The sequence below is a fragment of the Aliidiomarina taiwanensis genome (assembly GCF_003987015.1).
Lineage (GTDB): Bacteria > Pseudomonadota > Gammaproteobacteria > Enterobacterales > Alteromonadaceae > Aliidiomarina > Aliidiomarina taiwanensis.
In genome coordinates, this window is sequence record NZ_PIPQ01000006.1 from 49,308 (window position 1) to 71,235 (window position 21,928).

The 21,928-nt window shown below is 49.3% G+C and carries 19 protein-coding genes; 11 read left to right on the forward strand and 8 right to left on the reverse strand.

The features are described from left to right. The first annotated feature begins 14 nt into the window (after positions 1 to 14). Together putA and rlmD are read left to right on the forward strand one after the other, a co-directional pair. Positions 15 to 3,182 (forward strand): bifunctional proline dehydrogenase/L-glutamate gamma-semialdehyde dehydrogenase PutA, encoded by a 3,168-nt coding sequence (gene putA, locus CWE15_RS09365; RefSeq protein ID WP_126757831.1) that lies wholly within the window; start codon positions 15 to 17, stop codon positions 3,180 to 3,182. 129 nt (positions 3,183 to 3,311) lie between these two features. Then, positions 3,312 to 4,700: a 23S rRNA (uracil(1939)-C(5))-methyltransferase RlmD gene (gene rlmD / locus CWE15_RS09370; RefSeq protein WP_157980744.1), complete on the forward strand. Its 1,389-nt coding sequence runs from the start codon at positions 3,312 to 3,314 to the stop codon at positions 4,698 to 4,700. Between the two features lie 61 nt (positions 4,701 to 4,761). On the opposite strand, the gene CWE15_RS09375 is transcribed toward rlmD, so the two are convergent. Both CWE15_RS09375 and CWE15_RS09380 read right to left on the reverse strand, forming a co-directional pair. Then, a complete protein-coding gene (locus tag CWE15_RS09375; RefSeq protein WP_126757833.1) occupies positions 4,762 to 6,543 on the reverse strand; it encodes an acyl-CoA dehydrogenase C-terminal domain-containing protein in 1,782 nt (593 codons plus the stop codon). A 108-nt stretch (positions 6,544 to 6,651) separates the two neighbouring features. After that, positions 6,652 to 8,748: an AAA family ATPase gene (locus tag CWE15_RS09380; protein WP_126757834.1), complete on the reverse strand. Its 2,097-nt coding sequence runs from the start codon at positions 8,746 to 8,748 to the stop codon at positions 6,652 to 6,654. 146 nt (positions 8,749 to 8,894) lie between these two features. Between CWE15_RS09380 and CWE15_RS12140 the strand changes: the two genes are divergently transcribed. Next, positions 8,895 to 10,019, forward strand: coding sequence for a tRNA nucleotidyltransferase/poly(A) polymerase-related protein (locus CWE15_RS12140; RefSeq protein WP_126757835.1), 1,125 nt, complete (start codon positions 8,895 to 8,897; stop codon positions 10,017 to 10,019). A gap of 20 nt (positions 10,020 to 10,039) precedes the next feature. Here CWE15_RS12140 and folK read toward each other — a convergent pair whose 3' ends face one another. Both folK and folB read right to left on the reverse strand, forming a co-directional pair. Beyond that, positions 10,040 to 10,567, reverse strand: coding sequence for a 2-amino-4-hydroxy-6-hydroxymethyldihydropteridine diphosphokinase (gene folK / locus CWE15_RS09390; protein WP_157980745.1), 528 nt, complete (start codon positions 10,565 to 10,567; stop codon positions 10,040 to 10,042). 1 nt (position 10,568) lies between these two features. Further along, positions 10,569 to 10,922 carry a dihydroneopterin aldolase gene (gene folB, locus CWE15_RS09395; RefSeq protein ID WP_126757837.1) on the reverse strand — a complete coding sequence of 118 codons (354 nt, stop codon included), beginning with the start codon at positions 10,920 to 10,922 and terminating at the stop codon, positions 10,569 to 10,571. Between the two features lie 82 nt (positions 10,923 to 11,004). Here folB and plsY point away from each other — a divergent pair, with 82 nt between their 5' ends. Continuing rightward, entirely contained in the window at positions 11,005 to 11,589 is a 585-nt protein-coding gene (gene plsY, locus CWE15_RS09400) for a glycerol-3-phosphate 1-O-acyltransferase PlsY (protein ID WP_126757838.1), read from the forward strand. Here plsY and tsaD read toward each other — a convergent pair. After that, positions 11,586 to 12,632 carry a tRNA (adenosine(37)-N6)-threonylcarbamoyltransferase complex transferase subunit TsaD gene (gene tsaD, locus CWE15_RS09405; protein WP_126757839.1) on the reverse strand — a complete coding sequence of 349 codons (1,047 nt, stop codon included), beginning with the start codon at positions 12,630 to 12,632 and terminating at the stop codon, positions 11,586 to 11,588. The two genes, plsY and tsaD, sit on opposite strands and share 4 nt — an antisense overlap. Before the next feature lie 70 nt (positions 12,633 to 12,702). Next, positions 12,703 to 13,731 (reverse strand): type IV pilus twitching motility protein PilT, encoded by a 1,029-nt coding sequence (locus CWE15_RS09410; protein WP_126757840.1) that lies wholly within the window; start codon positions 13,729 to 13,731, stop codon positions 12,703 to 12,705. Positions 13,732 to 13,796: 65 nt separating this feature from the next. On the opposite strand from CWE15_RS09410, the gene CWE15_RS09415 reads away from it, so the two are divergent. The 4 genes from CWE15_RS09415 to CWE15_RS09430 are packed head-to-tail and all read left to right on the forward strand — an operon-like array spanning position 13,797 to position 16,373. After that, the gene (locus CWE15_RS09415; protein WP_126757841.1) at positions 13,797 to 14,489 is read left to right on the forward strand and encodes a YggS family pyridoxal phosphate-dependent enzyme; all 693 of its coding nucleotides are present in this window, start codon (positions 13,797 to 13,799) and stop codon (positions 14,487 to 14,489) included. A gap of 41 nt (positions 14,490 to 14,530) precedes the next feature. Then, on the forward strand, positions 14,531 to 15,364 hold the full coding sequence (proC, locus tag CWE15_RS09420; RefSeq protein WP_126757842.1) for a pyrroline-5-carboxylate reductase: 834 nt from the start codon (positions 14,531 to 14,533) through the stop codon (positions 15,362 to 15,364). An 11-nt stretch (positions 15,365 to 15,375) separates the two neighbouring features. Beyond that, the gene (locus tag CWE15_RS09425; protein ID WP_126757843.1) at positions 15,376 to 15,897 is read left to right on the forward strand and encodes a YggT family protein; all 522 of its coding nucleotides are present in this window, start codon (positions 15,376 to 15,378) and stop codon (positions 15,895 to 15,897) included. Positions 15,898 to 15,911: 14 nt separating this feature from the next. Continuing rightward, the gene (locus CWE15_RS09430; RefSeq protein WP_126757844.1) at positions 15,912 to 16,373 is read left to right on the forward strand and encodes a DUF4426 domain-containing protein; all 462 of its coding nucleotides are present in this window, start codon (positions 15,912 to 15,914) and stop codon (positions 16,371 to 16,373) included. A 21-nt stretch (positions 16,374 to 16,394) separates the two neighbouring features. Here CWE15_RS09430 and CWE15_RS09435 read toward each other — a convergent pair whose 3' ends face one another. Further along, the gene (locus CWE15_RS09435) at positions 16,395 to 18,128 is read right to left on the reverse strand and encodes a potassium/proton antiporter (protein ID WP_126757845.1); all 1,734 of its coding nucleotides are present in this window, start codon (positions 18,126 to 18,128) and stop codon (positions 16,395 to 16,397) included. A 121-nt stretch (positions 18,129 to 18,249) separates the two neighbouring features. Between CWE15_RS09435 and rdgB the strand changes: the two genes are divergently transcribed. Together rdgB and hemW are read left to right on the forward strand one after the other, a co-directional pair. Next, positions 18,250 to 18,867 carry an RdgB/HAM1 family non-canonical purine NTP pyrophosphatase gene (gene rdgB / locus CWE15_RS09440; RefSeq protein ID WP_420807755.1) on the forward strand — a complete coding sequence of 206 codons (618 nt, stop codon included), beginning with the start codon at positions 18,250 to 18,252 and terminating at the stop codon, positions 18,865 to 18,867. Next, complete coding sequence (gene hemW, locus CWE15_RS09445) at positions 18,867 to 20,003, forward strand: radical SAM family heme chaperone HemW (protein WP_126757846.1); 1,137 nt, start codon at positions 18,867 to 18,869, stop codon at positions 20,001 to 20,003. The genes rdgB and hemW overlap by 1 nt, the downstream gene beginning before the upstream one ends. Here hemW and trmB read toward each other — a convergent pair. Continuing rightward, positions 20,000 to 20,710, reverse strand: a complete 711-nt coding sequence (trmB, locus tag CWE15_RS09450) for a tRNA (guanosine(46)-N7)-methyltransferase TrmB (protein ID WP_126757847.1) — start codon at positions 20,708 to 20,710, stop codon at positions 20,000 to 20,002. The two genes, hemW and trmB, sit on opposite strands and share 4 nt — an antisense overlap. Before the next feature lie 65 nt (positions 20,711 to 20,775). Between trmB and mutY the strand changes: the two genes are divergently transcribed. After that, positions 20,776 to 21,786: an A/G-specific adenine glycosylase gene (mutY, locus tag CWE15_RS09455; RefSeq protein ID WP_126757848.1), complete on the forward strand. Its 1,011-nt coding sequence runs from the start codon at positions 20,776 to 20,778 to the stop codon at positions 21,784 to 21,786. Positions 21,787 to 21,928: the final 142 nt, after the last annotated feature.

Sequence of the window (21,928 nt, forward strand, 5' to 3'; positions counted from 1 at the left end):
TTATTGGAGAAGCTATGTTTAAAGCAAGTCAGGTATTAAGCCAGCGGTATAGTACCGCTCCGTTAAGCGAGCTATGGCAAGCTATTACCGACAACTACAGTGTTGACGAAAACGCTTACCTTGAAGAGCTGTTGCAGCTGCATACAGACAACGAACAAGCCATGCAGGCGCTGACCCAAAAAACAGAAGGGTTAATAACACGCGTTCGCGACAAAGCGAAGTCGGGCGACGGTGTTGACGCTTTCTTACAGCAGTACAGTTTAAATACGCAAGAAGGCGTGGTACTTATGTGCTTGGCCGAAGCTTTACTTCGTATTCCAGACAGTGCCACCGCTGACGCTCTGATCCGCGACAGATTAGGTTTGGGCGAATGGAAAGAATTTAAAGGTAAAAGCGAGTCCCTGTTAGTAAATACAGGCACGTTCGGCCTGAACTTCGCAAATAACGTGATCAATCCAGGCGGTCGCACCGATCAAGAGCCTATTTCCTACTTTCGTCGTTTGATTCGACGCCTTGGTTTACCCGTTGTCCGTAAAGCAACATACCAAGCCATGCGTTTGATGGGTGCTCAGTTTGTACTGGGCCGTACCATCGAAGAAGCTTTAAAAAACAGCCGTGCTAAGCGCGATGAAGGCTACACCCACTCCTATGACATGCTGGGAGAAGCGGCCTTAACCTCAGCCGATGCCGAGCGTTACCGCCAAGCCTATGTAGACTCTATTAACCGAGTTGCCGCTGAGAACTTCAATAATCCTGAAGTCGCTCGGCCAACAATTTCCATCAAGCTTTCTGCATTACACCCACGCTATGAAGTGGACAACCGTGAACGCATACTCACCGAGTTAGCTGCTACCCTGACCGAGCTGATTGCTCTGGCGAAAAAAGCCGATGTAGGTGTCACTATTGACGCTGAAGAAATGGACCGACTCGAGCTTTCCCTAGAGCTGTTTGAAAAAGTATATCGCAGCGGTGTTTGTAAAGACTGGCCTCGTTTTGGTTTAGTGGTACAGGCTTACTCGAAGCGTGCACTACCTACCCTATGTTGGGTCAACGCTCTTGCTCGCGAATGTGGTGATGAAATTCCTATTCGCTTAGTAAAAGGCGCCTATTGGGACACAGAAATAAAACACGCACAGCAAATGGGCTTATCCGGTTACCCTGTGTTTACGCGTAAAGCCAGCACGGACGTTTCCTTTGTGGCGTGCGCCCGCTACATGCTAAGTGAACACACCAAAGGGAACATTTTTCCACAGTTTGCCACCCATAACGCACAAACCATTTGTGCCATACAACAAATGGATCAGACAGGCCGAGCCTACGAGTTCCAGCGTTTACATGGCATGGGGAAAGACCTTTACGACCAAGTATTACTTGAAGACAAAGGCCGTAGCGTACGTATTTATGCACCTGTTGGGGCTCATAAAGACTTGCTTCCCTACTTAGTGAGACGCCTTCTTGAAAACGGAGCGAACAGTTCTTTTGTGCACAAGCTGCTAGACCCGAAAGTACAGGTGTCTGAACTAGCCAAGCACCCAGTAGCACAGCTTAAAAGCAAGCCAACATTAGCAAACGACAAAATTCCACTACCGGTTGATATTTTCGGTACCCGCAAGAATTCCATGGGGTTAAATATGAATATTCATTCTCAAGGCGATGAGTTCATTGCCAACGTTCGTAGTTACCAGAATAACCAATGGCAAGGTGGCCCAATTATCAATGGTCAACTCGTCGAGTCAGTACAGCGTGTTGCTGTTACCTCACCGCAGCATACCAACCACCAAGTTGGAACCATCGGCTGGGCCGACGCTGCCCTTGCGGAAGAAGCGCTCGCTATTGCGAATAAGGCTTTCCCTGAATGGTCTCGCACCGACGTCAACGTACGTGCACAGGCTTTAGAAACACTAGCCGATAAGCTTGAAGAAAACATTGTTGAACTCGTTGCTCTTTGTACTTTAGAAGCTGGAAAAACGTTACAAGACGGTATAGACGAAGTACGTGAGGCTGTGGACTTTTGTCGCTATTACGCCATTGAAGCCCGTAAACTTATGGGCCAAGGCCAAGACATGCCAGGACCAACCGGCGAAACCAACAAGTGGTCTGTACAAGGTCGTGGTACCTTTGTTTGCATTAGCCCATGGAACTTCCCACTGGCTATTTTCTTAGGCCAAGTGACAGCTGCTTTAGCCACAGGTAACTGTGTCATTGCCAAGCCTGCTGAGCAAACGGGCCTAGTTGCTTTCCGTGCGGTTCAGCTTGCCTTAGAGTCCGGCATTCCAGGTGGGGTACTGCAGTTTGTACCAGGCAAGGGGGCTGAAGTGGGTGCTAGCCTTGTTAGCCAAGAACACATTGGTGGCGTTTGCTTTACCGGTTCAACCACCACAGCACAAGCCATTAACCGCGCCCTAGCTGCACGTACCGGCGCTATCGTGCCACTGGTTGCAGAAACCGGCGGACAAAACGCCATGATGGTAGACTCCACTGCATTGCCTGAGCAAGCGGTTACTGACATTGTTGACAGTGCGTTCAAGAGTGCAGGCCAGCGCTGCTCTGCTCTACGCGTACTGTACGTGCAAGACGACGTGGCCGACCGTATTATCGACTTAATCAAAGGCGCTATGCAGGAACTCACTGTTGGCGACCCAATGAACCTAGAAACAGACGTTGGCCCAGTGATAGACGGTGTCGCCAAAACCAACTTAGAACAACACTTAGCGGACATTCAGCATGTGGGCACCTTAATTGGTGAAGCCTCCATGCCTGAATATACAGCAGGTGGCACCTTCGTCGCACCGACAGCAATAAAGATAGACAGCATCAGCCATTTAGTGCGTGAGAACTTTGGTCCAATTCTCCACATTATTCGCTTCAAACGTGAGAACCTCGACCAAGTCATCGACGACATAAACAACACTGGCTTTGGCTTAACCTTTGGTATTCATAGCCGCAACGAAAGCTTCTACAATGAAGTTGCCAGCCGCGTGAATGTGGGTAACGTTTACATCAACCGTAACCAAGTAGGTGCTGTTGTAGGTGTTCAACCATTCGGTGGACAAGGTCTATCAGGTACAGGACCAAAAGCAGGCGGTCCACACTACCTCTACTCTTTTGTCACTGAAAAGGTACTTACCGACAACATTACGGCTGTGGGTGGTAACGCCACCTTGTTGTCCTTGGGTGACTAAACCAACAAGCTCACAAGAGCCCAAAGCCGTGCTTGGCATCAAGCACGGCTTTTTTATTGCCTCTGTTCATTCTGTGGTATTATTCTTCTGTGTTCATTTCCAACATATAAAGGTGTTGTCATTAGCTCGTTGTTTGATCGTCGCAAGGGTTTCCGCCCACAGAAAAAGAAAAAAACAGTTCAACCTAACTCGGTAGAGAAAGAGCCCTTGGGCTGGGATATTTTGCGCCTGAACCACGACGGCCGAGGTGTCGCTATTCGTAAATCAGGTAAAACTGTGTTTGTCAGCAACGCCTTACCAGGCGAACAAGTTCGCTTGCGAGTCGACAAACAACACAAGCGCTTCGATGAGGCCACTGCGGTTGAAATTCTTCAAGCGAGTCCACAACGCATTCCGCCTGCCTGCCGATATGCCGATCGCTGTGGAGGCTGCCAATTACAGCATATGCCCTATGAAGCGCAGTTGAACTATAAAGAAGAGCTACTAACAGATCACTTGAAGCATCTCGCCGGTTTGCAGGCCGTCAAGCTCGAGCCTTCAGTGGCCGCACCTGATAACGCTTTTCACTACCGTCGCCGCGCTCGACTCAGCATTCCACCGCCAGGCGAAGCTGTGCGCCTAGGCTTTCGCGCCCGTGGCAGCGACGATGTCATTGCTGTTGAGGACTGTAAGACTTTACACCCTACATTAAATGCCTTATTGCCAGCGCTCCAAGAAACGCTTAAAGCCATGCACGGCAATCGCTCGCTAGGCCATGTGGAGCTGCTATTAAACGAACAACAAGACAACGCCCATGCCAGTGTTATCGTGCGCATGCTCGAGTCATTTAATGAAGACGAATCAGCTCTCTGGCAAGCCTTTGCTCGCACCCATAGCTGCGATGTAGTTGCACAGTATAACCATGGTTTCGAAGTGGTTGCCGCGACCTGTGAAACACCACTAGAGCTTGGCTATCGGGTCGACAATGAACGGCTGCACTATGGGCCGGGTGAGTTTATCCAAGTGAACGCCCACGTGAACGAGCAGATGGTGGCCCAAGCCCTGGCATGGCTAGAGCTAAAAGGCACCGAGACCGTATTAGAGCTGTTCGCCGGTTTTGGCAACTTCAGTGTGCCCTTAGCCAAGCGGAGCGCCAAGGTTGTCGCCGTTGAAGTAGCTGAGCAGCAAGTAACACGGGGGAGTATTAACGCAGAATTGGCCAAGTGTCATAACTTAAAGTTTATTCGTGCCGACTTAAGCAAGCCTTTTACCGAGTATGCCTTTGGTAAGCAACCCGTCGATGTGATGCTACTCGACCCGCCGCGCGCAGGCGCTGCCGACGTGGTAGCCGACCTTTCCTATGTACAGCCGGAGCGTATTTTGTATATCTCTTGCAACGCAGCAACTTTTGCCCGTGACGCTGCCGTCATTATGGAGCAAGGTTACCAGTTGGTAAAAGTGAGCATGCTGGATATGTTCCCACAAACAGCACATGCTGAGTCCATGGCTCTGTTTATCAAGCAAGCAGACACACTGTAACTGGTACACCCACAAAAAAAGGAGCCCTTTGGCTCCTTTTTTATTTATCGCGACAGGTGCTTTAAAACTCGTCTTGTTCGAAAGCGAAGAGCTCTTTGGCACCCGCTTCAATAGACGGCATAAGACCATAAACACGTGGCAAAATACGTGCAAAATAAAACTTTGCTGTTTTCTGCTTCGCTTGCACAAAGCTTTCAGCATAGTCTGAGCTTTCAGCGGCACGAGCCATTTTCAACCATAACCAGCCATAAGTCACGTAGCCAATCAGGTGCAGGTACTCAACGGCAACACTATTAATAATGTTTTCGTCACCCTGCATAACCTGGGTTAGTACCTCGCCGGTTATACGCTCGACTTCCTGCACTAAAATAGCCAGTTCACCATACTCGTTACTCCACTCGCCTGCGTCGCCAGCTAAGAAGGTGGAAATTTCTGTCAGTAGTGGCTTCAGTAGCTCGCCTTTACTACCTGCGACTTTACGGCCTAGTAAGTCGAGGGCTTGAATACCATTGGTGCCTTCGTATATTTGAGCAATGCGGCAGTCGCGTACCAGCTGTTCCTGGCCCCACTCACGCACATAGCCATGGCCACCAAGTACTTGCTGGCCCAGCACAGTCGCTTCAAAGCCCGTATCTGTTAAGAAAGCTTTTGCGACTGGCGTTAACAGGTCAACTAAAGCCTGAGCTTTGGTTCTGCCCTCTTCACTTGCAGCGTACTTAGAACGGTCAAGCTGCTTACCTACGAAGGTAGAGAAAGCACGTCCACCTTCAATAAAAGACTTCATGGTCAACAGCATGCGGCGAATATCACCATGCACTAGAAGTGGGTCTGCTTCTGCTGCTGTGTCACGTGTTGCTTTCGCACCACGTCCTTGGCGACGCTCAAGTGCATAGTCTAAAGCTGTGCAGTAGGAGCGAGCAGCAGCACCTAGCCCTTGAATACCTACGCCTAAGCGCTCGTAGTTCATCATGGTGAACATGGCTGCTAAACCACGATTTGGTTCGCCAACCAGCCAACCTTTTGCGCCATCAAAGTTCATGACACAAGTAGCGGAGCCATGAATACCCATTTTGTGCTCGACCGAGCCTGCAACAACAGCGTTTCTTTCACCTAAGCTGCCGTCTTCATTTACTAAGAATTTAGGAACAACAAAAAGTGAAATACCACGGGTGCCAGCTGGAGCGTCTGGCAATTTGGCCAAAACTAAGTGAACAATATTTTCTGTTAAGTCATGCTCGCCGCCGGTAATGAAAATTTTGGTTCCAGTCAGCTGGTAGCTACCATCTTGCTCAGGCTCGGCTTTGGTACGAATAATACCTAAGTCTGTGCCCGCATGAGGTTCCGTCAAGCACATACTTCCTGTCCATTTTCCCGCCACCATATTGGGTAGGTAGCGTTCTTTTAATTCAGGGCTGGCATGAGAATCTAAAGCAATAATAGCGCCAGCTGTTAAACCGGAGTAAAGAGAAAAAGCCACATCCGCCGCGCACATCATTTCTTCATACTGTGCCGACAGAACCTTTGGCAGGCCCATACCACCGAACTCTTCGGAAGCCGTAACCCCGACCCAGCCGCCAGCAGCTAGTTCTGCAAACTGCTCTTTATAGCCTTTCGGAGTTGTCACTTCGCCGTCGGAGAAGTGTATTCCTTCCTCGTCTGCAGCACGTAAATTCGGGGCAATCAGGTTTTCTGTGAGCTTTGCTGCCTCATCAAGAATAGCTTTTGCTGTGTCAGCATCTACTACCTCGCTTAGCTTTGGCATGGTTTCCCAGTCCTTCGCTACAGCAAAAACGTCGTCTAGCAAGAAGTTCATGTCCTGCAAGTCAACTTTATAATCAGCCATTATTTTTCTCCTGCTCAAGGTGCCACGTTTTTAAACGGGCGTTTGATAATGGCCACATCATCGCAAAGGTACGACCTCTACGCAAGCTCTTTTCTTGGACAATTAGGCTTACATATTTTCCAGTGCTTCAACGCGAAATAGCAGGTCACCCCAGCTCAAAATACTATAATTCGGCTGAATGGATATGACCCTTAACCCTTGCAGCTGTTCGCCTTCTGCCAATCGCTGCTGCCCTAACCCTATCCACCGTGCTTCCGGCCTAGACTGGTATACATGTTGGTCGTAACTTAATTTGGGTAACTGCTGCCGCTGCTCTGCAGTGAGCTCTGACAGCAAGGGAACACCTTGTTGCTGCGCAGGCATTTGCTGTGTTGGTTCATCAAGGTCAAAGCTCCACCGTGTTTCCGCTGGCCGCTCTGGTGTGGCTCGTACTGCCTGCTCAAAAATCGCTTCTAGGGTGTCGGCTGTTGCATTGCTGTCTGGTTTTTTGCTGCCCACCTCAGCCTCTGCTATGGGCTCTTCTTGAGCTGCGCTTTCTGGTGCTTGGCTCACATGCTCCTCTTGTGGTTCTGTTGGCCAGTGCATGGTAAATGTTGGCACGTGTATGTCTGTAAGCGTTAGCGGGCGGGTGCCGTAACGAACTTGCTCGGCTATTTGCGACTCCTCCACAAGTGGGCGCTCGCTTGGGTAGTCTTCCACAGCAACCGAACGCAGTTGCGGCCCTTGGTAGTCGCCTGAGCTTGCTAGTAAAGCGAAAAGCCACCCATCGTCATCACTTAACCCCTGTGCTGTGTCCATTAACCAAGTACGCTGTTGCTCAATATCGCTTTGTTGCAGCGACAAGGGCACACGCTGTTTTAAGCGTGCGCTAACCCAAGTACGCCAGGCTTCCGTATGGGCTTCATTAACAAAAGGAGGTGGGCTAACAAACAGCAAATACTCGCCGCTTAACGCGTTTGCAAGCTCTGACTCTGCTACTCTTATTTCACCTTCAGCGTCCTGCAATAACCATTGGTTATTTTGCTGTCCGCGTAATACAACCGAGCCCCCGTCGTGCAGGAATGCTAAAGCCGGCACATTCAACGTTGAAACATTAGCCAAGTTGGCATGCCCGTGTACACACACCAGGTTGTAACGCGCTAAGCGCTCACATGGCTGCTGTCCTAGGCTCATACTTCCTAATTGCCAAAGCGCCGCCAATTTAGATAGGGAGTCTTGTAGCGGCTGGCCATAAATATGGCGGCTGCTTGTTTGCACTTCTTCAGTAGGCGTAGGCTCGCTCTGTGTTGTCGGCTGTATCGGCACAAACTGCCACATTGCAAAAGCTACCACACCAACAGCAGCTGCCATGGCCCATGGCCAGCTTCGCTTTCCTTTAGGTGATGTTTCCTTTGCTTTCGCCAGAGGTAATATATCTGCAGCTTCCTGCATAATGCGCTTGTCAATCTGCTTACGCCCGCTCATTGCAGCAAGCTGCAGCGCTCTGTCACATAATAAGTTGATTAAGCGTGGCGTCCCTTGGGTCCATTGCCAAATATATTTTCGGGCTTGCTCAGAAAAAATACTCGGAGCGCCCTGCGCTACTGTCAGTCGGTGGTCTATGTATGCATTGGTTTCTGTTTGGGTGAAGGGCAGCAATTGGTATCGCGCCACAATGCGTTGTGCCACTTGCCGTAATTCTTGGCGCTGCAGCAACTCTCGTAACTCAGGTTGGCCAATTAACACCACCGAAAGTAGTTTTTTTGCATCGCTTTCTAGGTTGGTTAATAGGCGCAATTGCTCAAGAGCTGCCGGATATAAGTGTTGGGCTTCATCAATCAGAACCACCGGGTGCTTGCCTGCTTGAGCTGAAGTCGTAAGAAATGTGGCAATAGCGTCTGTTAGTGACTTTAACGAGTCCGCCTCATCGACACCTTCAATACCAAAGCCTTGGGCTATTGAAGCCAGTAGCTCTTGCTCAGACAAGCGCGGGTTTAAAATAAACACCACATTTAATTGGTCTTCAAGCTGACCTAAAATCGCTCTTGAAAGAGTTGTTTTACCCGTTCCTACCTCTCCGGTTAACAGCAAGAAGCCACCACTCCCCATAAGGCCATGGTGCAAGTGGGCAAGGGCTTCTTGGTGCCGCGGCCCTAGAAATAAAAACCGCGGGTCAGGAGCTATCGAAAATGGCTGTTGTGTGAACCCAAAAAACGCTTGATACATAAGAGCTTATTTCCATGTTAACGACAGGTGTTGAGCGAAATTAACCCTAGCAGTATGCCTCTGGCCATGCAACGGATTGCTTTTTTGTTACTTTACCTCAAACATCCTTTATGATGTGCACTACAGACAAGGTATTTTAGGGTGTTATGGAAATTTACTTAGTTGGCGGCGCTGTTCGCGACGAACTATTAGGCTTAGAATTCGATGAGCACGACTATGTTGTGGTGGGCGCTGCAGCTGAAGAGCTCATTGCGCAAGGCTTTACCCCGGTTGGTAAAGACTTTCCTGTTTTCTTACATCCCGAGACACAAGAAGAATACGCCTTAGCACGTACCGAGCGGAAAGTAGCGGCAGGCTATACGGGCTTTGAATGCTATGCGCAGCCCGATGTTAGCCTAGAGGACGACTTGCTACGGCGCGATCTCACCATTAACGCCATTGCTAAAAGCAGCTCAGGTGAGCTCATTGACCCCTGGGGTGGACTTGAAGATATTGAACAGCGCGTGCTGCGCCATGTCAGTCCAGCTTTCAGCGAAGACCCACTGCGTGTGTTACGTGCGGCTCGGTTTGCCGCCAAGTTACAACCGCTTGGCTTTCACATCGCACCAGAAACCTACACCCTCATGCGGGAATTAGTAGCAGCTGGCGAAATTCAACACCTCGTGCCTGAGCGAGTGTGGCAAGAGACCGAAAAAGCCCTCAACACAGACGCTCCTAGCGTGTATTTCCAAGTACTACATCAATGCGGTGCGCTGCACCAACTCCTTACGTTTCCACTGCCAAAGCAAGGCCAGTTTCCATTGCTAACGCAGGTGGCGCAACAGACTAAGCACCCTTTATTGCGCTTTGCAGCTTGGATAGCAGACCTTGCTCACCCTCCTAGTCAAACACCTCAGGTGCTTACGGCCGTTGCTGGTAGTTTTAAAGCACCAAATGCCTACCTAGATATAGCGCGTTTAGCGGGCCTTAGTTTTGATCTACTAGCAAACAGTCACATTACCAGCACCGACGCTTTAGACTTTTACCAGCAGTGCGACGCTTGGCGACGGGCTGAGCGATTTGAACAGCTACACACCTTATGCCTGGCCGTTGCAAGCTCAGAAAGCGCGCGCCACCGCGTCCAGCAGTTATTTAGCCCAGTGGCCAACTTGCGGACCATCAACCCCCAAGCCTTTGTTAAACAAGGGCTCAGCGGAAAAGCTATTGGCCAAGCATTGCGCACACAGCGCAAACAACAACTAGAGGATGCATGGGCTGGGGGTTCAATTTAACCCTCTCCCGACAACATCGTTTAAGCTTTTAACCAAAGTGACTCGACCACACCAAGCATGCCCTCATCGCCGCCAGCCTGCTGCATAGCAAGCCAATGCTCGCGATAGCTCTTGCCCGTTTCAGGGTGCTGCATATAGGGCACCAAGTCCGCCATGGGTGCGAGCACATAAGGGCTCGTCAGAATCTCACCACGCGGTAGCTTTGGGGTAGACTCAGTGGCTTCACAAACTTGATCGTTATAGAGCAATATATCTATATCCATAGTTTTAGAGCTAAAGCGCTCATTGTCATGGGCTCGACCTAAAGCCTGCTCTGTTTGCTTGCACCAAACCTGCACTTCAGCCAATGTTCGCTGGGTTTCAACCCAAGCAACCAAGTTATAAAAGGGCGGCCCTGCAAAGCCAGCCGCTTCACTTTCATAAACATGGGACAAGCGGACAGTGGTAAAGGCTTGTTCAAGCGCCGCTACCGCAGCTTTAATATGGCGCTCACGCTGAAGGTTAGAGCCCAGCCCAAACCACACCTGTTGTACTTCTTGACGCGCCACCTTAAAACTCTCCGCGCACAATGGACACACCCACACTGTTTGCGGCTGGAACGGCCGTGGGTTTATTCACGGTCACTCTGGCACCAGGCACCTGAAACTGGCTGAATAGACCTGCGGCTATTTGTTCCGCAACTTCTTCAATCAGCCCCCAAGGGCGCGACTCTATTAGCTCCACAACAAAAGAACTGACCGCCGCATAATCTAAGGCATCGTGAATATCGCCCGATTCGGCAGCTTTAGCATTGTCCCAGCGCATCTCTAAATCGATATATAAAGGCTGAAATATTTCCTGCTCCCAATCAAATATGCCTATGGTTGCGTCTACTTTTAGCCCTTTTACAGAAACTGTGTCCAAGATATCCCCTCGCCAACTGATCGGATGGCATTCTGCTTAATTTGCCTTTATGCTTACTAAAAATAAATGAAGAATGGACCCTATGACATCGGCACTCGCCTTACTCATTATTCTTAGTGCTTATTTATTCGGCTCTATAAGTAGCGCTGTACTTATATGCCGTGTATTTGCGCTCGACGACCCCCGACTACGTGGCTCAGGCAACCCGGGTGCCACGAATGTATACCGCTTAGGGGGCGCACTGCCCGCTGCTTTAACGCTGTTGTTTGACGTTCTTAAAGGTATGCTGCCCGTATGGCTTGCATACTTTCTGGGCCTGCCTCCTATCACCTTGGGCTTTGTGGCCATAGCTGCTTGTTTAGGCCATATTTATCCACTTTTCTTTCGCTTTCGAGGCGGCAAAGGTGTAGCCACCGCATTAGGGGCTATGTTCCCTGTAGCCTTACCTATGACTCTCATGCTTATTCTAACTTGGGTTTTTGTTTTCCTAGTAACCCGTGTTAGTTCTCTGGCAGCCCTTATTACCGTTGGCCTTTCGCCCTTATATGCCTATTTAGTTAAACCACAATACACAGTTCCTGCATGTATGTTAGCGGCTTTAATTATTTGGCGACACCGCTCCAACATTCAACGTCTTTGGCGCGGTACGGAAACAGGTTTCCGCTAACCTTTTCCTGGCTCTGCTAGCTCTGTCATTGGCCAGCGAGGGCGAACAGCCGCTTGGCTGTCTGTTTGTTCCCCAGCAGCTAAGCGATACGCACCTGCAAAAGCAATCATGGCACCGTTATCCGTACAAAACTCAGCGCGAGGATAATACACCTGACCACCCTGCTTGTGCATCGTGTCGGCTAAGGCTTCTCGCAAACGGGTATTCGCACTAACACCGCCAGCAACCACTAAACGTTTTAAGCCTGTTTCTTTTAAGGCGCGGCGACACTTAATAACCAAGGTATCCACCACAGCGTCCTGAAACGCGCGCGCTATATCTGCTTTTACTTGGTCGCTTAGCCCTTCGGGGCTGTCGCACTGTGCTTTTTCTTCTGCAATAGCATTTGCCGCAGCAGTTTTTAAGCCACTAAAAGAAAAGTTTAAGCCTGGTTTGTCGGTCATCGGGCGCGGAAACTTATAACGGTCTGCCCGGCCTGCCTCGGCCATTGCAGCAAGACGTGGGCCACCCGGGTACTCTAGGTCAAGTAACTTAGCGGTTTTGTCAAAGGCCTCGCCAGCAGCGTCGTCTACTGATTCTCCAAGCAGTTTATAACTGCCTACCGCATTTACTTGCACTAACTGGGTGTGCCCGCCTGAAACAAGCAAAGCTAAAAAAGGCATTTCTGGGCGTGTTTCTTCCAGCATAGGCGCCAGCAAGTGGCCTTCCATATGGTGCACACCTATTGCCGGGAGGTCCCAACCAAAAGCTAAGCTACGGCCGACACTCGCCCCCACCAATAAAGCCCCCACTAATCCTGGGCCTGCTGTATATGCTATACCATCGAGCTCACTCGGCTTGGTGTTGGCGTCGGTTAACGCTTGTTGAATTAAAGGAAGGAGTTTGCGCACATGGTCGCGGGAAGCTAACTCAGGTACTACACCGCCATAGTCAGCGTGCAGCTTTACCTGGCTATATAAAGCATGCGAGAGCAAGCCTTGCTCTGTGTCATAAACGGCCACACCTGTTTCATCACAAGATGTTTCAATACCTAAAACTCGCATGTTACTACGCCCTTTCGTTGCTCGTGTATTCGTTAGAAAGGGCATAGTGTAAACGATTTTTACGCCCGACTCACCCAACTTGATCTAGTTTTGAACGGACCGACTGAGGTGAGACAACTCCCGCATCGAGTAGCTTATTCAACGCTTGATCCATTGTTTGCATACCTAAGGCTGCACCTGTTTGAATGCTGGAGTACATTTGAGCTATTTTGTCTTCCCGTATCAAGTTTTTAATGGCCGGAGTTGAGAGCATAATCTCGTGAGCGGCCACTCGCCCACCCCCTTGTTTTTTAATTAATAACTGTGAAATAACAGCCCGCAACGACTCCGACAACATCGAACGCACCATGGCTTTTTCTTCACCTGGGAATACATCCACAATTCGGTCAATGGTTTTAGGGGCAGAGGTTGTATGCAAGGTGCCAAATACTAAATGCCCAGTTTCTGCAGCAGTGAGCGCCAACCGAATGGTTTCCAAGTCACGCATTTCCCCAACCAAAATAACGTCTGGGTCTTCCCGTAGTGCAGCACGTAAGGCTGCGTTAAAGCTGTGGGTGTCTCGGTGTACTTCGCGCTGGTTAATCAGGCTTTGCTTACTTTCATGCACAAATTCAATAGGGTCTTCAATGGTAAGAATATGGTTGCTATAGGTTCGGTTAATATAATCGACCATTGCCGCCAGAGTGGTCGACTTACCCGACCCCGTCGGTCCTGTCACTAATACTAATCCCCGTGGGTAGTCTGACACTTTCCTCAGCACCTCTGGCGCGTTTAAGTCTTCAAGTGACAAGACTTTGCTAGGGATGGTACGAAATACAGCCGCAGGCCCATGGCGCTGCATAAACACGTTTACACGGAATCGGGCCACGCCTTCCAAACTGAAAGAAAAGTCTGACTCAAGCTTTTCTTGAAAGTCGCTTTGTTGCTCAGCGCTCATGATGCTGTGCACCATAGCCAGCACCTGTCGCGACTCCAAATTCTCTGTGCTAATCTTCTGAATATCGCCGTCAATACGCAATACTGGCGGAGTGCCAGAAGATATGTGAAGATCAGATGCCCCTTTTTGAACACTTAATTCGAGTAATTGTTGAAGTTCCATTTTATCTCCAAGCTCAATAAAGATTTGAGAGTCGTTTTTAATACACATCGGCATAACGGAAATCTATGTTACAAGCAACCATAGCAGACCAACTAGAAAAAGTTCGCATTCGCGTGCAACAGGCTGAAAAAAAAGCGAACCGGCCAGCCAACAGCGTCCAACTTGTTGCAGTGGCCAAAACCAAGCCCACTGCAGACATAGAGGCCGCCTATGCCGCTGGGCAGCGAAGCTTTGGCGAAAACTATGTGCAAGAAGGCGTCGACAAAGTGCAAGCCCTGCAACATTTAAGCGATATCGAATGGCACTTTATTGGCCAGCTACAGTCCAATAAAACCCGAGAGGTGGCCGAGCACTTTCACTGGGTACAAAGCCTCCACAGGCTGCGCATAGCGACTCGCCTGAACAACCAACGTCCAGCGCACCTTCCGCCGCTGCAGGTATTGATACAATTAAATATAGACGAAGAGCCGAATAAGGCAGGTATTTCTTTAGCTGAGTTGCCTGAGTTTGCCAAAGCGGTACAAGCCTTGCCAAAGCTACAGCTACGTGGCCTTATGCTAATTCCAAAAGCCAACCCAAGCGCGGCTGAACAAGCACATACATTACAGTTATGCCAAACTGCATTTGAAGAATTGCAGCAACAAATCGACAGGGTTGATACACTATCACTTGGTATGAGTAATGACCTGGAAGCAGCGATTGCCCATGGTTCAACCATGGTACGGGTCGGCACGGACATTTTCGGTCCGCGCAGCTAAGCCACAGCTAAATACATTTAAGAAAAAAGGTACCACTGAGTATGAGTAAACAAGCAGACGTACGCACCATAGGTTTTATCGGCGCAGGTAACATGCCAAGAAGCATCATTGGTGGCATGATCCGAGGTGGCTACCCTGCCGATAAGGTATGGGCAAGCAACCGCAGCCGACCGAAGCTCGACGCACTTCACTCGGACTTTGGAATTCAGGTAACCCAAGACAACCATGAGCTTGTTGCCGCCTGCGACGTTATTGTTTTGTCTGTAAAGCCACAAATTATGCAAGAGGTATGCGCAGACCTGAAAGCGCACTCGCCAGACATTACGAAGAAGCTTGTCACCACAGTTGCTGCTGGGGTTCCTATTGCTAAATATCACGCATATTTAGGCAATGAAACACGTGTTATTCGTATTATGCCAAACACACCGTCGCTCGTCGGGGAAGGCGTGTCTGGGCTGTGTGCGGACACCAGTGTCACTGAAGCAGATCGCAGCTATATCACCCAAGTGTTCGACTATGTTGGCCTCACTATTTGGCTTGAAGAAGAGTCGAGCATCGACGTGCTCGGTGCTGTCGCCGGAAGTGGCCCTGCGTATTTCTTTGAATTTATGGATGGGTTACAAAAAGCAGCTGAAGCCCTTGGTTTTGACGCCACAACAGCGCGAGCTATGGTACAACAAACCGCTTTGGGCGCGGCTAAAATGGCCACCGAAAGCGAGTTGAGCCTTGAAGAATTACGCAAGCAGGTAACCAGCAAGGGCGGTTCCACCGCCAAAGGCATTGAAGCCTACCAAGAGCACAAGCTCAATGAAATTTCTGACCAAGCAGTGCGTGCAGCCGTTGCACGCAACCAAGAAATGGCCAAACTTTTTTAAGGTGCCCTCATATGAATAATGGATTTGCGTTTCTCGTTTCCACTTTGTTTTCACTGTTTATTATGGCCGTGGTTGTACGCGGCTGGATGCAGCTGGTACAAGCAAACTACTTTTCACCACTGGCTTTAGCCATACGGAAAATAACCGACCCTGTGGTGCTTCCATTAAAAAAAGTGCTGCCTAGTGTGGGTCGTTTAGACTTAGCCGTGGTGGTGTTGGCGCTCGCTTTAACCGCATTGAAAATATTTATCTTGGCGAGCATGGCGGGGCAGCATGCGCCTTTGGTTGCATTAGCTATTGTGAGTGTGCGGGATCTTGCTCTCGAGATTTTACAGCTAGTGTTTTGGATTCTTATTATTCGCGCCATTCTCAGTTGGTTTAGCCAAGGCCAAAACCCGTTGGAATATGTGCTATACGAATTAACCGAGCCCTTGTTACGCCCCATACGAAACTTCATTCCGCCGTTAGGTGGCTTAGACCTTTCTGTATTAATTTTAATTATCTTTATTCAGTTTCTAATGCAGGTTATTTAAGGAAGGAGACAACAATGGGCGCTTATACACAGCTTATAGCTCGCGGCTTGTTCATGACCCTTATGCTTTTTGCCGCCACAGTTAGTGCGCAGCAAACAGCACAGGTGCAAGGCGGACAGTTTGAGCGGCTCGGTTCATGGGAAGTACACTACAGCGCATTTCCGAGTTCATTTTTGCAACCAGAAGTGGCTCAAGCCTACAACTTAGTTCGTAGTCGGGCTCAAGCCGTCATCAGTATTTCGGTGCTTGACCAAGAAAGCAAGCAGTCACAGCGCGTGGCCATGTCCGGCTATGCTTTAAATAGTCTTGGTCAGCGCAAAGAGTTGAATTTCCGCAGAATCACGGAAGGCGATGCTTTGTATTATTTAAGCAGTATTCAACACGGAAACGACGACAGATACCGCTTTTTTATTACCATTCGCCATGGTGATAACAGTGAAGAGTTACGTTTCACTCAAACCTTTTATCGGAACTAAAGAAAGGCACGAAAGCTGCGGTTACACCACTGCAGCTTTTACACCTACCTTCCTAATCGTGCCATCTTCCGCCACATCCCGCGCTGTTAACATTAAAGAGCCAATCACAATATGGTCTCCCACCACAACCCGGCGACGGAACTGGTGCGAAAACAGACCTGCAATCGTTTCGTCTGGTTTCACGTTCGTTTCAGGTAATACATAGAACTGGCTTAAGTCTGCAACAGTGCTGTCGGCATTGAGCACAAAGTCACCAAAGAACGTTTTCTTGGTTAAGCGTTTTCCTGTGCCATGTGAGGCCAGCACATCACTGATCCGTGGAATGTCTTCGCTGCGAGTTAGCACTAATACTGTGTCCCCTGCTTGTAGCTTCGGATTTGCTATAGTGCGTAACCACTCTCCTTTGCGAATGAGCCCCATAAACTCCACGGGCTCGTGAATACTAATGTCATTCCAATACAAGTCGCAGGCTGGTGTGTCGTCTTCAATTTCAAAAGTGGCAATTTCCAGTATTGCGTTTTTAGTCGTGACACTTTCAAGCGGTGTACGTGAGTTGGGTTCTGCCTCAGGTGGAACTTCCAACCCTAACTTGCGGGCAAAAGGTAAAATAGACCAGCCCTGTACAATAAGAGAAACCAACACAATAAAGAAGGCTATTTCAAAGTAGAGCGCCTGGTTTTCAAGCCCGGCTATCCAGGGGAAAAGCGCCAACACAATGGGCACAGCACCGCGAAGCCCTACCCAGGCAATAAAAATACGGTCCCGCCACGGGAAGTGAAAAGGCGACAAGCTAATAAGAACCGCCACTGGGCGAGCAACAAGAATTAGCACAGCTGCCAATAACAGCGCTGGAACAGCAATATCCAGCAAGTTACTTGGCGTCATAAGCAAGCCTAGCATTAAGAACATCACAATTTGACTCAGCCAGGCTAAACCGTCGTGCACTCTTAAAATGTTATGAACTTGCGGTAATTTGGGCGCATTTCCCACAATATAGCCCATCAGGTACACCGCCAAAAAGCCGCTGCCGCCTAACTGGGAAGTCAGCCCGTAGGTCAGGACACTGCCACCCACCGCGAGAAGCGGAAAGAAAGAGGCGTGAATATGCACCATGCGGCTGACTTTAACAAAGGCGCGGCCGCCTAAATACCCTAAAGTAGCTCCCACAACTGCTTGTTGTACCAGGCTAAGCACTGCCATCCAGCTAAATCCTAGCTCTGGTGACGCTAATATACTGACCAAGGTAATGGTCAGCATTACGGCCATGGGGTCGTTACTACCCGACTCAATTTCCAGCGTAGCCGACACTCGCTCTTTAATTCGCAGCCCCTGTGACTGGAAAATAGAAAACACTGCTGCGGCATCGGTGGAGCCCAGAATTGCCCCAAGCAATAAGCCTTCAACCCAGCTCAAACCAAATAGGTAGGCTGCGCCAATACCTGTGATAATACAGGTAATAATAACGCCCAAAGAAGCCAACACTGCAGCAGGACCGAGGGCCACCCGAAAGCGCTCTGGTTGCGTGCGCAAGCCACCATCAAACAAAATAACAATTAATGCAACGGACCCAATTAATAAAGCAATATCAGGGTTATTAAATTGAATACCAAGAATGCCATCTTCACCGGCTAGCATGCCTAACAGTAAAAACACCAATAAAATAGGCGCGCCTGAACGAACAGAGAGTTGCGTGGCGATAATGCTAAAAAACAGCAAAACACCAGCCACAAGTATGGTGAGATTAACAGCATCCATGAATACTAATTGGCTCCTTAAACATGAGAACAGCCCACAATTATTTGATAAAGCTATCATAACACAGGGCTGTTTGCGCTATAATGGCAGGTAAATTTCACCTTCTTCGGACGTATTTTTTATGCAGCAAATGACCAGTCGCCCAAGTAAGCTAGTACTTGCCACAGGCAACAAAGGTAAAGTCGCTGAGTTACAGGGTGTATTAGCTCCGCTCCAGGTCGAAGTGTTACCGCAAAGTCAGTTCCAAGTATCTGAAGCTGACGAAACTGGGCTTACTTTTGTAGAAAACGCAATTATTAAAGCTCGCCATGCCTGCGAGGCAACAGGTCTTCCGGCCTTGGCCGACGACTCTGGTCTTGCTGTCGACGCATTACAGGGCGCACCCGGTATATATTCTGCGCGTTACGCGGGCGAGCAAGCCTCTGACAGCACGAATATAGAAAAGCTTTTACACGCTCTGCAACAAGTTCCAGAGCAAGAGCGCAGCGCTGCTTTCCACTGTGTACTAGTTTATATGAACCATGCTAACGACCCTACGCCTATTATCGCTCATGGCCGCTGGCAGGGCCGTATTGCAACGCAAGTAGCTGGCGACGCAGGCTTTGGCTACGACCCTGTTTTTTATGTACCTAGCCACGGATGTACGGCCGCTGAACTTACACCTGAAGTAAAGTTCGACTTAAGCCATAGAGGACAAGCATTACGGAAACTTCTTCTGCAATTACAGGCTACCGCATAATGCAATTGCCCCTGTTAAGTTTATATGTGCATATTCCTTGGTGTGTGCAAAAGTGCCCTTACTGTGACTTTAACTCGCACAAGCAACCAGATGTTATTCCAGAAGCGGCCTATATCAACTGCTTGCTCGACGACCTGCGTGCAGATGCCCATTATGCACAAGGACGCACCCTTACCTCTATTTTTATAGGTGGCGGCACGCCTAGTTTGTTTTCCGCAGAAGGTATTGCACGCTTATTGCAAGGCATTGAGCGCATCATCCCTTTCCAGGCTGATATTGAAATTACTTTAGAGGCAAACCCTGGCACCTTTGAAACAGAGCGTTTTAGTGGCTTTGCTCTGGCCGGCGTGAACCGCTTGTCTATCGGCATTCAAAGCTTGTACAGCGAACATCTTAAAACCCTGGGCCGCATCCACGACCCAGACCAAGCTCGGCAAGCAGCTCGTCATGCTGCCCAGTTGCCCTTAAACAGCTTTAACCTAGACATTATGCATGGCTTGCCTAACCAGACTCGTGAACAGGCATTACAGGATTTAGACGGCGTTATTGCGCTTGGGGCACCCCATATTTCTTGGTACCAGCTAACGATAGAGCCAAATACCTTATTTGCCAGTAAGCCCCCGGTTCTTCCTGACGACGACAGTCTCTGGGACATTTTTGAACAAGGTCACCAAAAACTTGTGGCTGCAGGCTACGAACAGTACGAAGTAAGTGGCTACGGTAAGCCGGGGCATAGAGGCCAGCATAACTTGAACTATTGGCGCTTCGGGGACTATCTTGGCATAGGCTGCGGCGCTCATGGCAAGGTCACCCAGAATAACCATATTGTGCGTACTGAAAAAGTGAAGCACCCACGGGGCTATATGGATTTAACCCGCCCTTTTATCAAGCAAACTTGGCAGGTAACACCGGACGATGCCCTGTTTGAGTATTTTATGAACCGCTTGCGCCTTTTGGAAGATATTCCCAAAGCTGAGTTTCACGCCCGAACCGGGCTACCTGTGGAACAGGCTGAAGCCAAGCTTGCACCTGCCATAACAGCGGGCCTCATTGAAAGTGACGAACACAATTGGCGAACCACAGCCCAAGGCCGGTTGTATTTAAATAAAATACTCACCGACCTAATGGACGATTAACCCGTTACTTTAAACTGCAAGTCCCACACGCCATGGCCTAAACGGTGTCCGCGCTTTTCAAACTTTGTCAGCGGGCGCTCATCGGGCCGTGGAATGTACGTGTTATCTTCTGAGAGGTTCGTAAACCCTTCCGCTGCGTTCATTACTTCAAGCATGTGCTCAGCATAGTTTTCCCAGTCTGTCGCCAAATGTAAAATGCCACCGAGTAGCATTTTCTTTTTCAACATTTGCACAAATGCTGGCTGAATAAGGCGGCGCTTGTGGTGACGTGCCTTGTGCCACGGATCCGGGAAGAAAATTTGCACTCTGTCTAAGCAGCCGTCGGGCAGCCAGTGTTCAAAAACTTCTACGGCGTCAAATTCAATGGCCCGTAAGTTGGTTACGCCCTGCTCTTCCGCTTCCATTAACAAAGCGCCTACGCCTGGGCGGTGCACTTCAATGCCTATAAAGTTGCGTTCGGGCGCCGCTTTTGCCATGGCAACTAACGAATGGCCCATGCCAAAGCCAATTTCTAAAGTAACAGGAGCCTCACGGCCAAACAGCTCTGCCATGTTGAGCAGACTACCTGGTTCTGGTGCGGTAATGCCCCAAGTCGGCATGAGTCGCTCTAATGCCGACGCCTGACCTTTTGTTAAGCGGCCTTCTCGTTTTACAAAACTACGAATACGGCGCATGTATTTGGAACCTGACTGTTCTTGTTCGGACATATTTCGTTAACCTGTTACACTGTGGGCCGCTAATTATCCAACCCCTGAGTGAAAACACAAGCACGATGCAAACAAAAGATTTCGCCACAACCGTTTTAAGCTGGCAAAAGCAGCATGGCCGCCACGATTTACCTTGGCAACAACCCGCAACGCCTTATCGTGTGTTGGTTAGCGAGATCATGCTACAGCAAACTCAAGTAACCACGGTTATCCCCTACTTTCAACGTTGGATGGACACCTTCCCAACGCTCGAAACCTTAGCACAGGCGAGTGAAGACGAAGTAATGGCCCTCTGGCAAGGGCTTGGTTATTACTCCCGCGCCCGCAACTTGCGTAAAGCAGCTCAATACCTAGTGCAAGAGTTTAATGGTAAATTCCCGAACAATTTAGACGAGCTACTTTCTATTCCGGGTGTCGGTCCATACACCGCAGGGGCCATTCGCTCCTTTGCGTTTAATGATTATGGGCCCATTGTCGACGGCAACGTCAAACGCTTTTTTTGCCGCTTGTTCGGTATTGAAGGCGACACGACACGAAGCGCTGTAAACAAGCAGTTATGGAATAAAGCGGCAGACTTAACTCCAAGCCACAATAACCGCCACTTCGCCCAAGGCTTATTAGATATTGGTGCCACCTTATGTACACCGGCAAACCCGGACTGTGCACGCTGCCCTTTTCGCAGCCAGTGTTTTGCCTACAAACACAATATGCAAAAAGAACTACCGACCCCGAAAGCAAAGAAAAAGGTACCCGTACGAAAAAGTCACTTTTTACTTCAGCGCAGTGGTCACAGCATTCAGTTAGAGAAGCGCCCACAACCTGGCATTTGGGCCGCTCTTTGGTGTTTACCTGAGCTATCGGAAGCACCTGCTTCAGCTCAACTAGCAGCGGAATTCGAGCATACTTTCAGCCACTTTAAAATGCGGGCGTCTATTTGGTCCCTTTCACAAAGCGAGCAAGTTGCGGAAGAAGCCCCTCACAACCCACAATGTTGGGTAGAGCAGGCAGATGTGGCAGACTATGGATTACCATCACCAATAAAAAAAGTATTACCTAAGCTTTGGGAACAAGACTAAGCCCCCATAAGCCGCGTATATACCAAACATTCAAAGCAACAATGTAGCTTTTTGGCAGCATATTTATGCACTCATAGCTCTTGATTTTCGTACCAACATCTAACTTTTATGCAAACCCATCTGCATAACATTCACAGTAAGG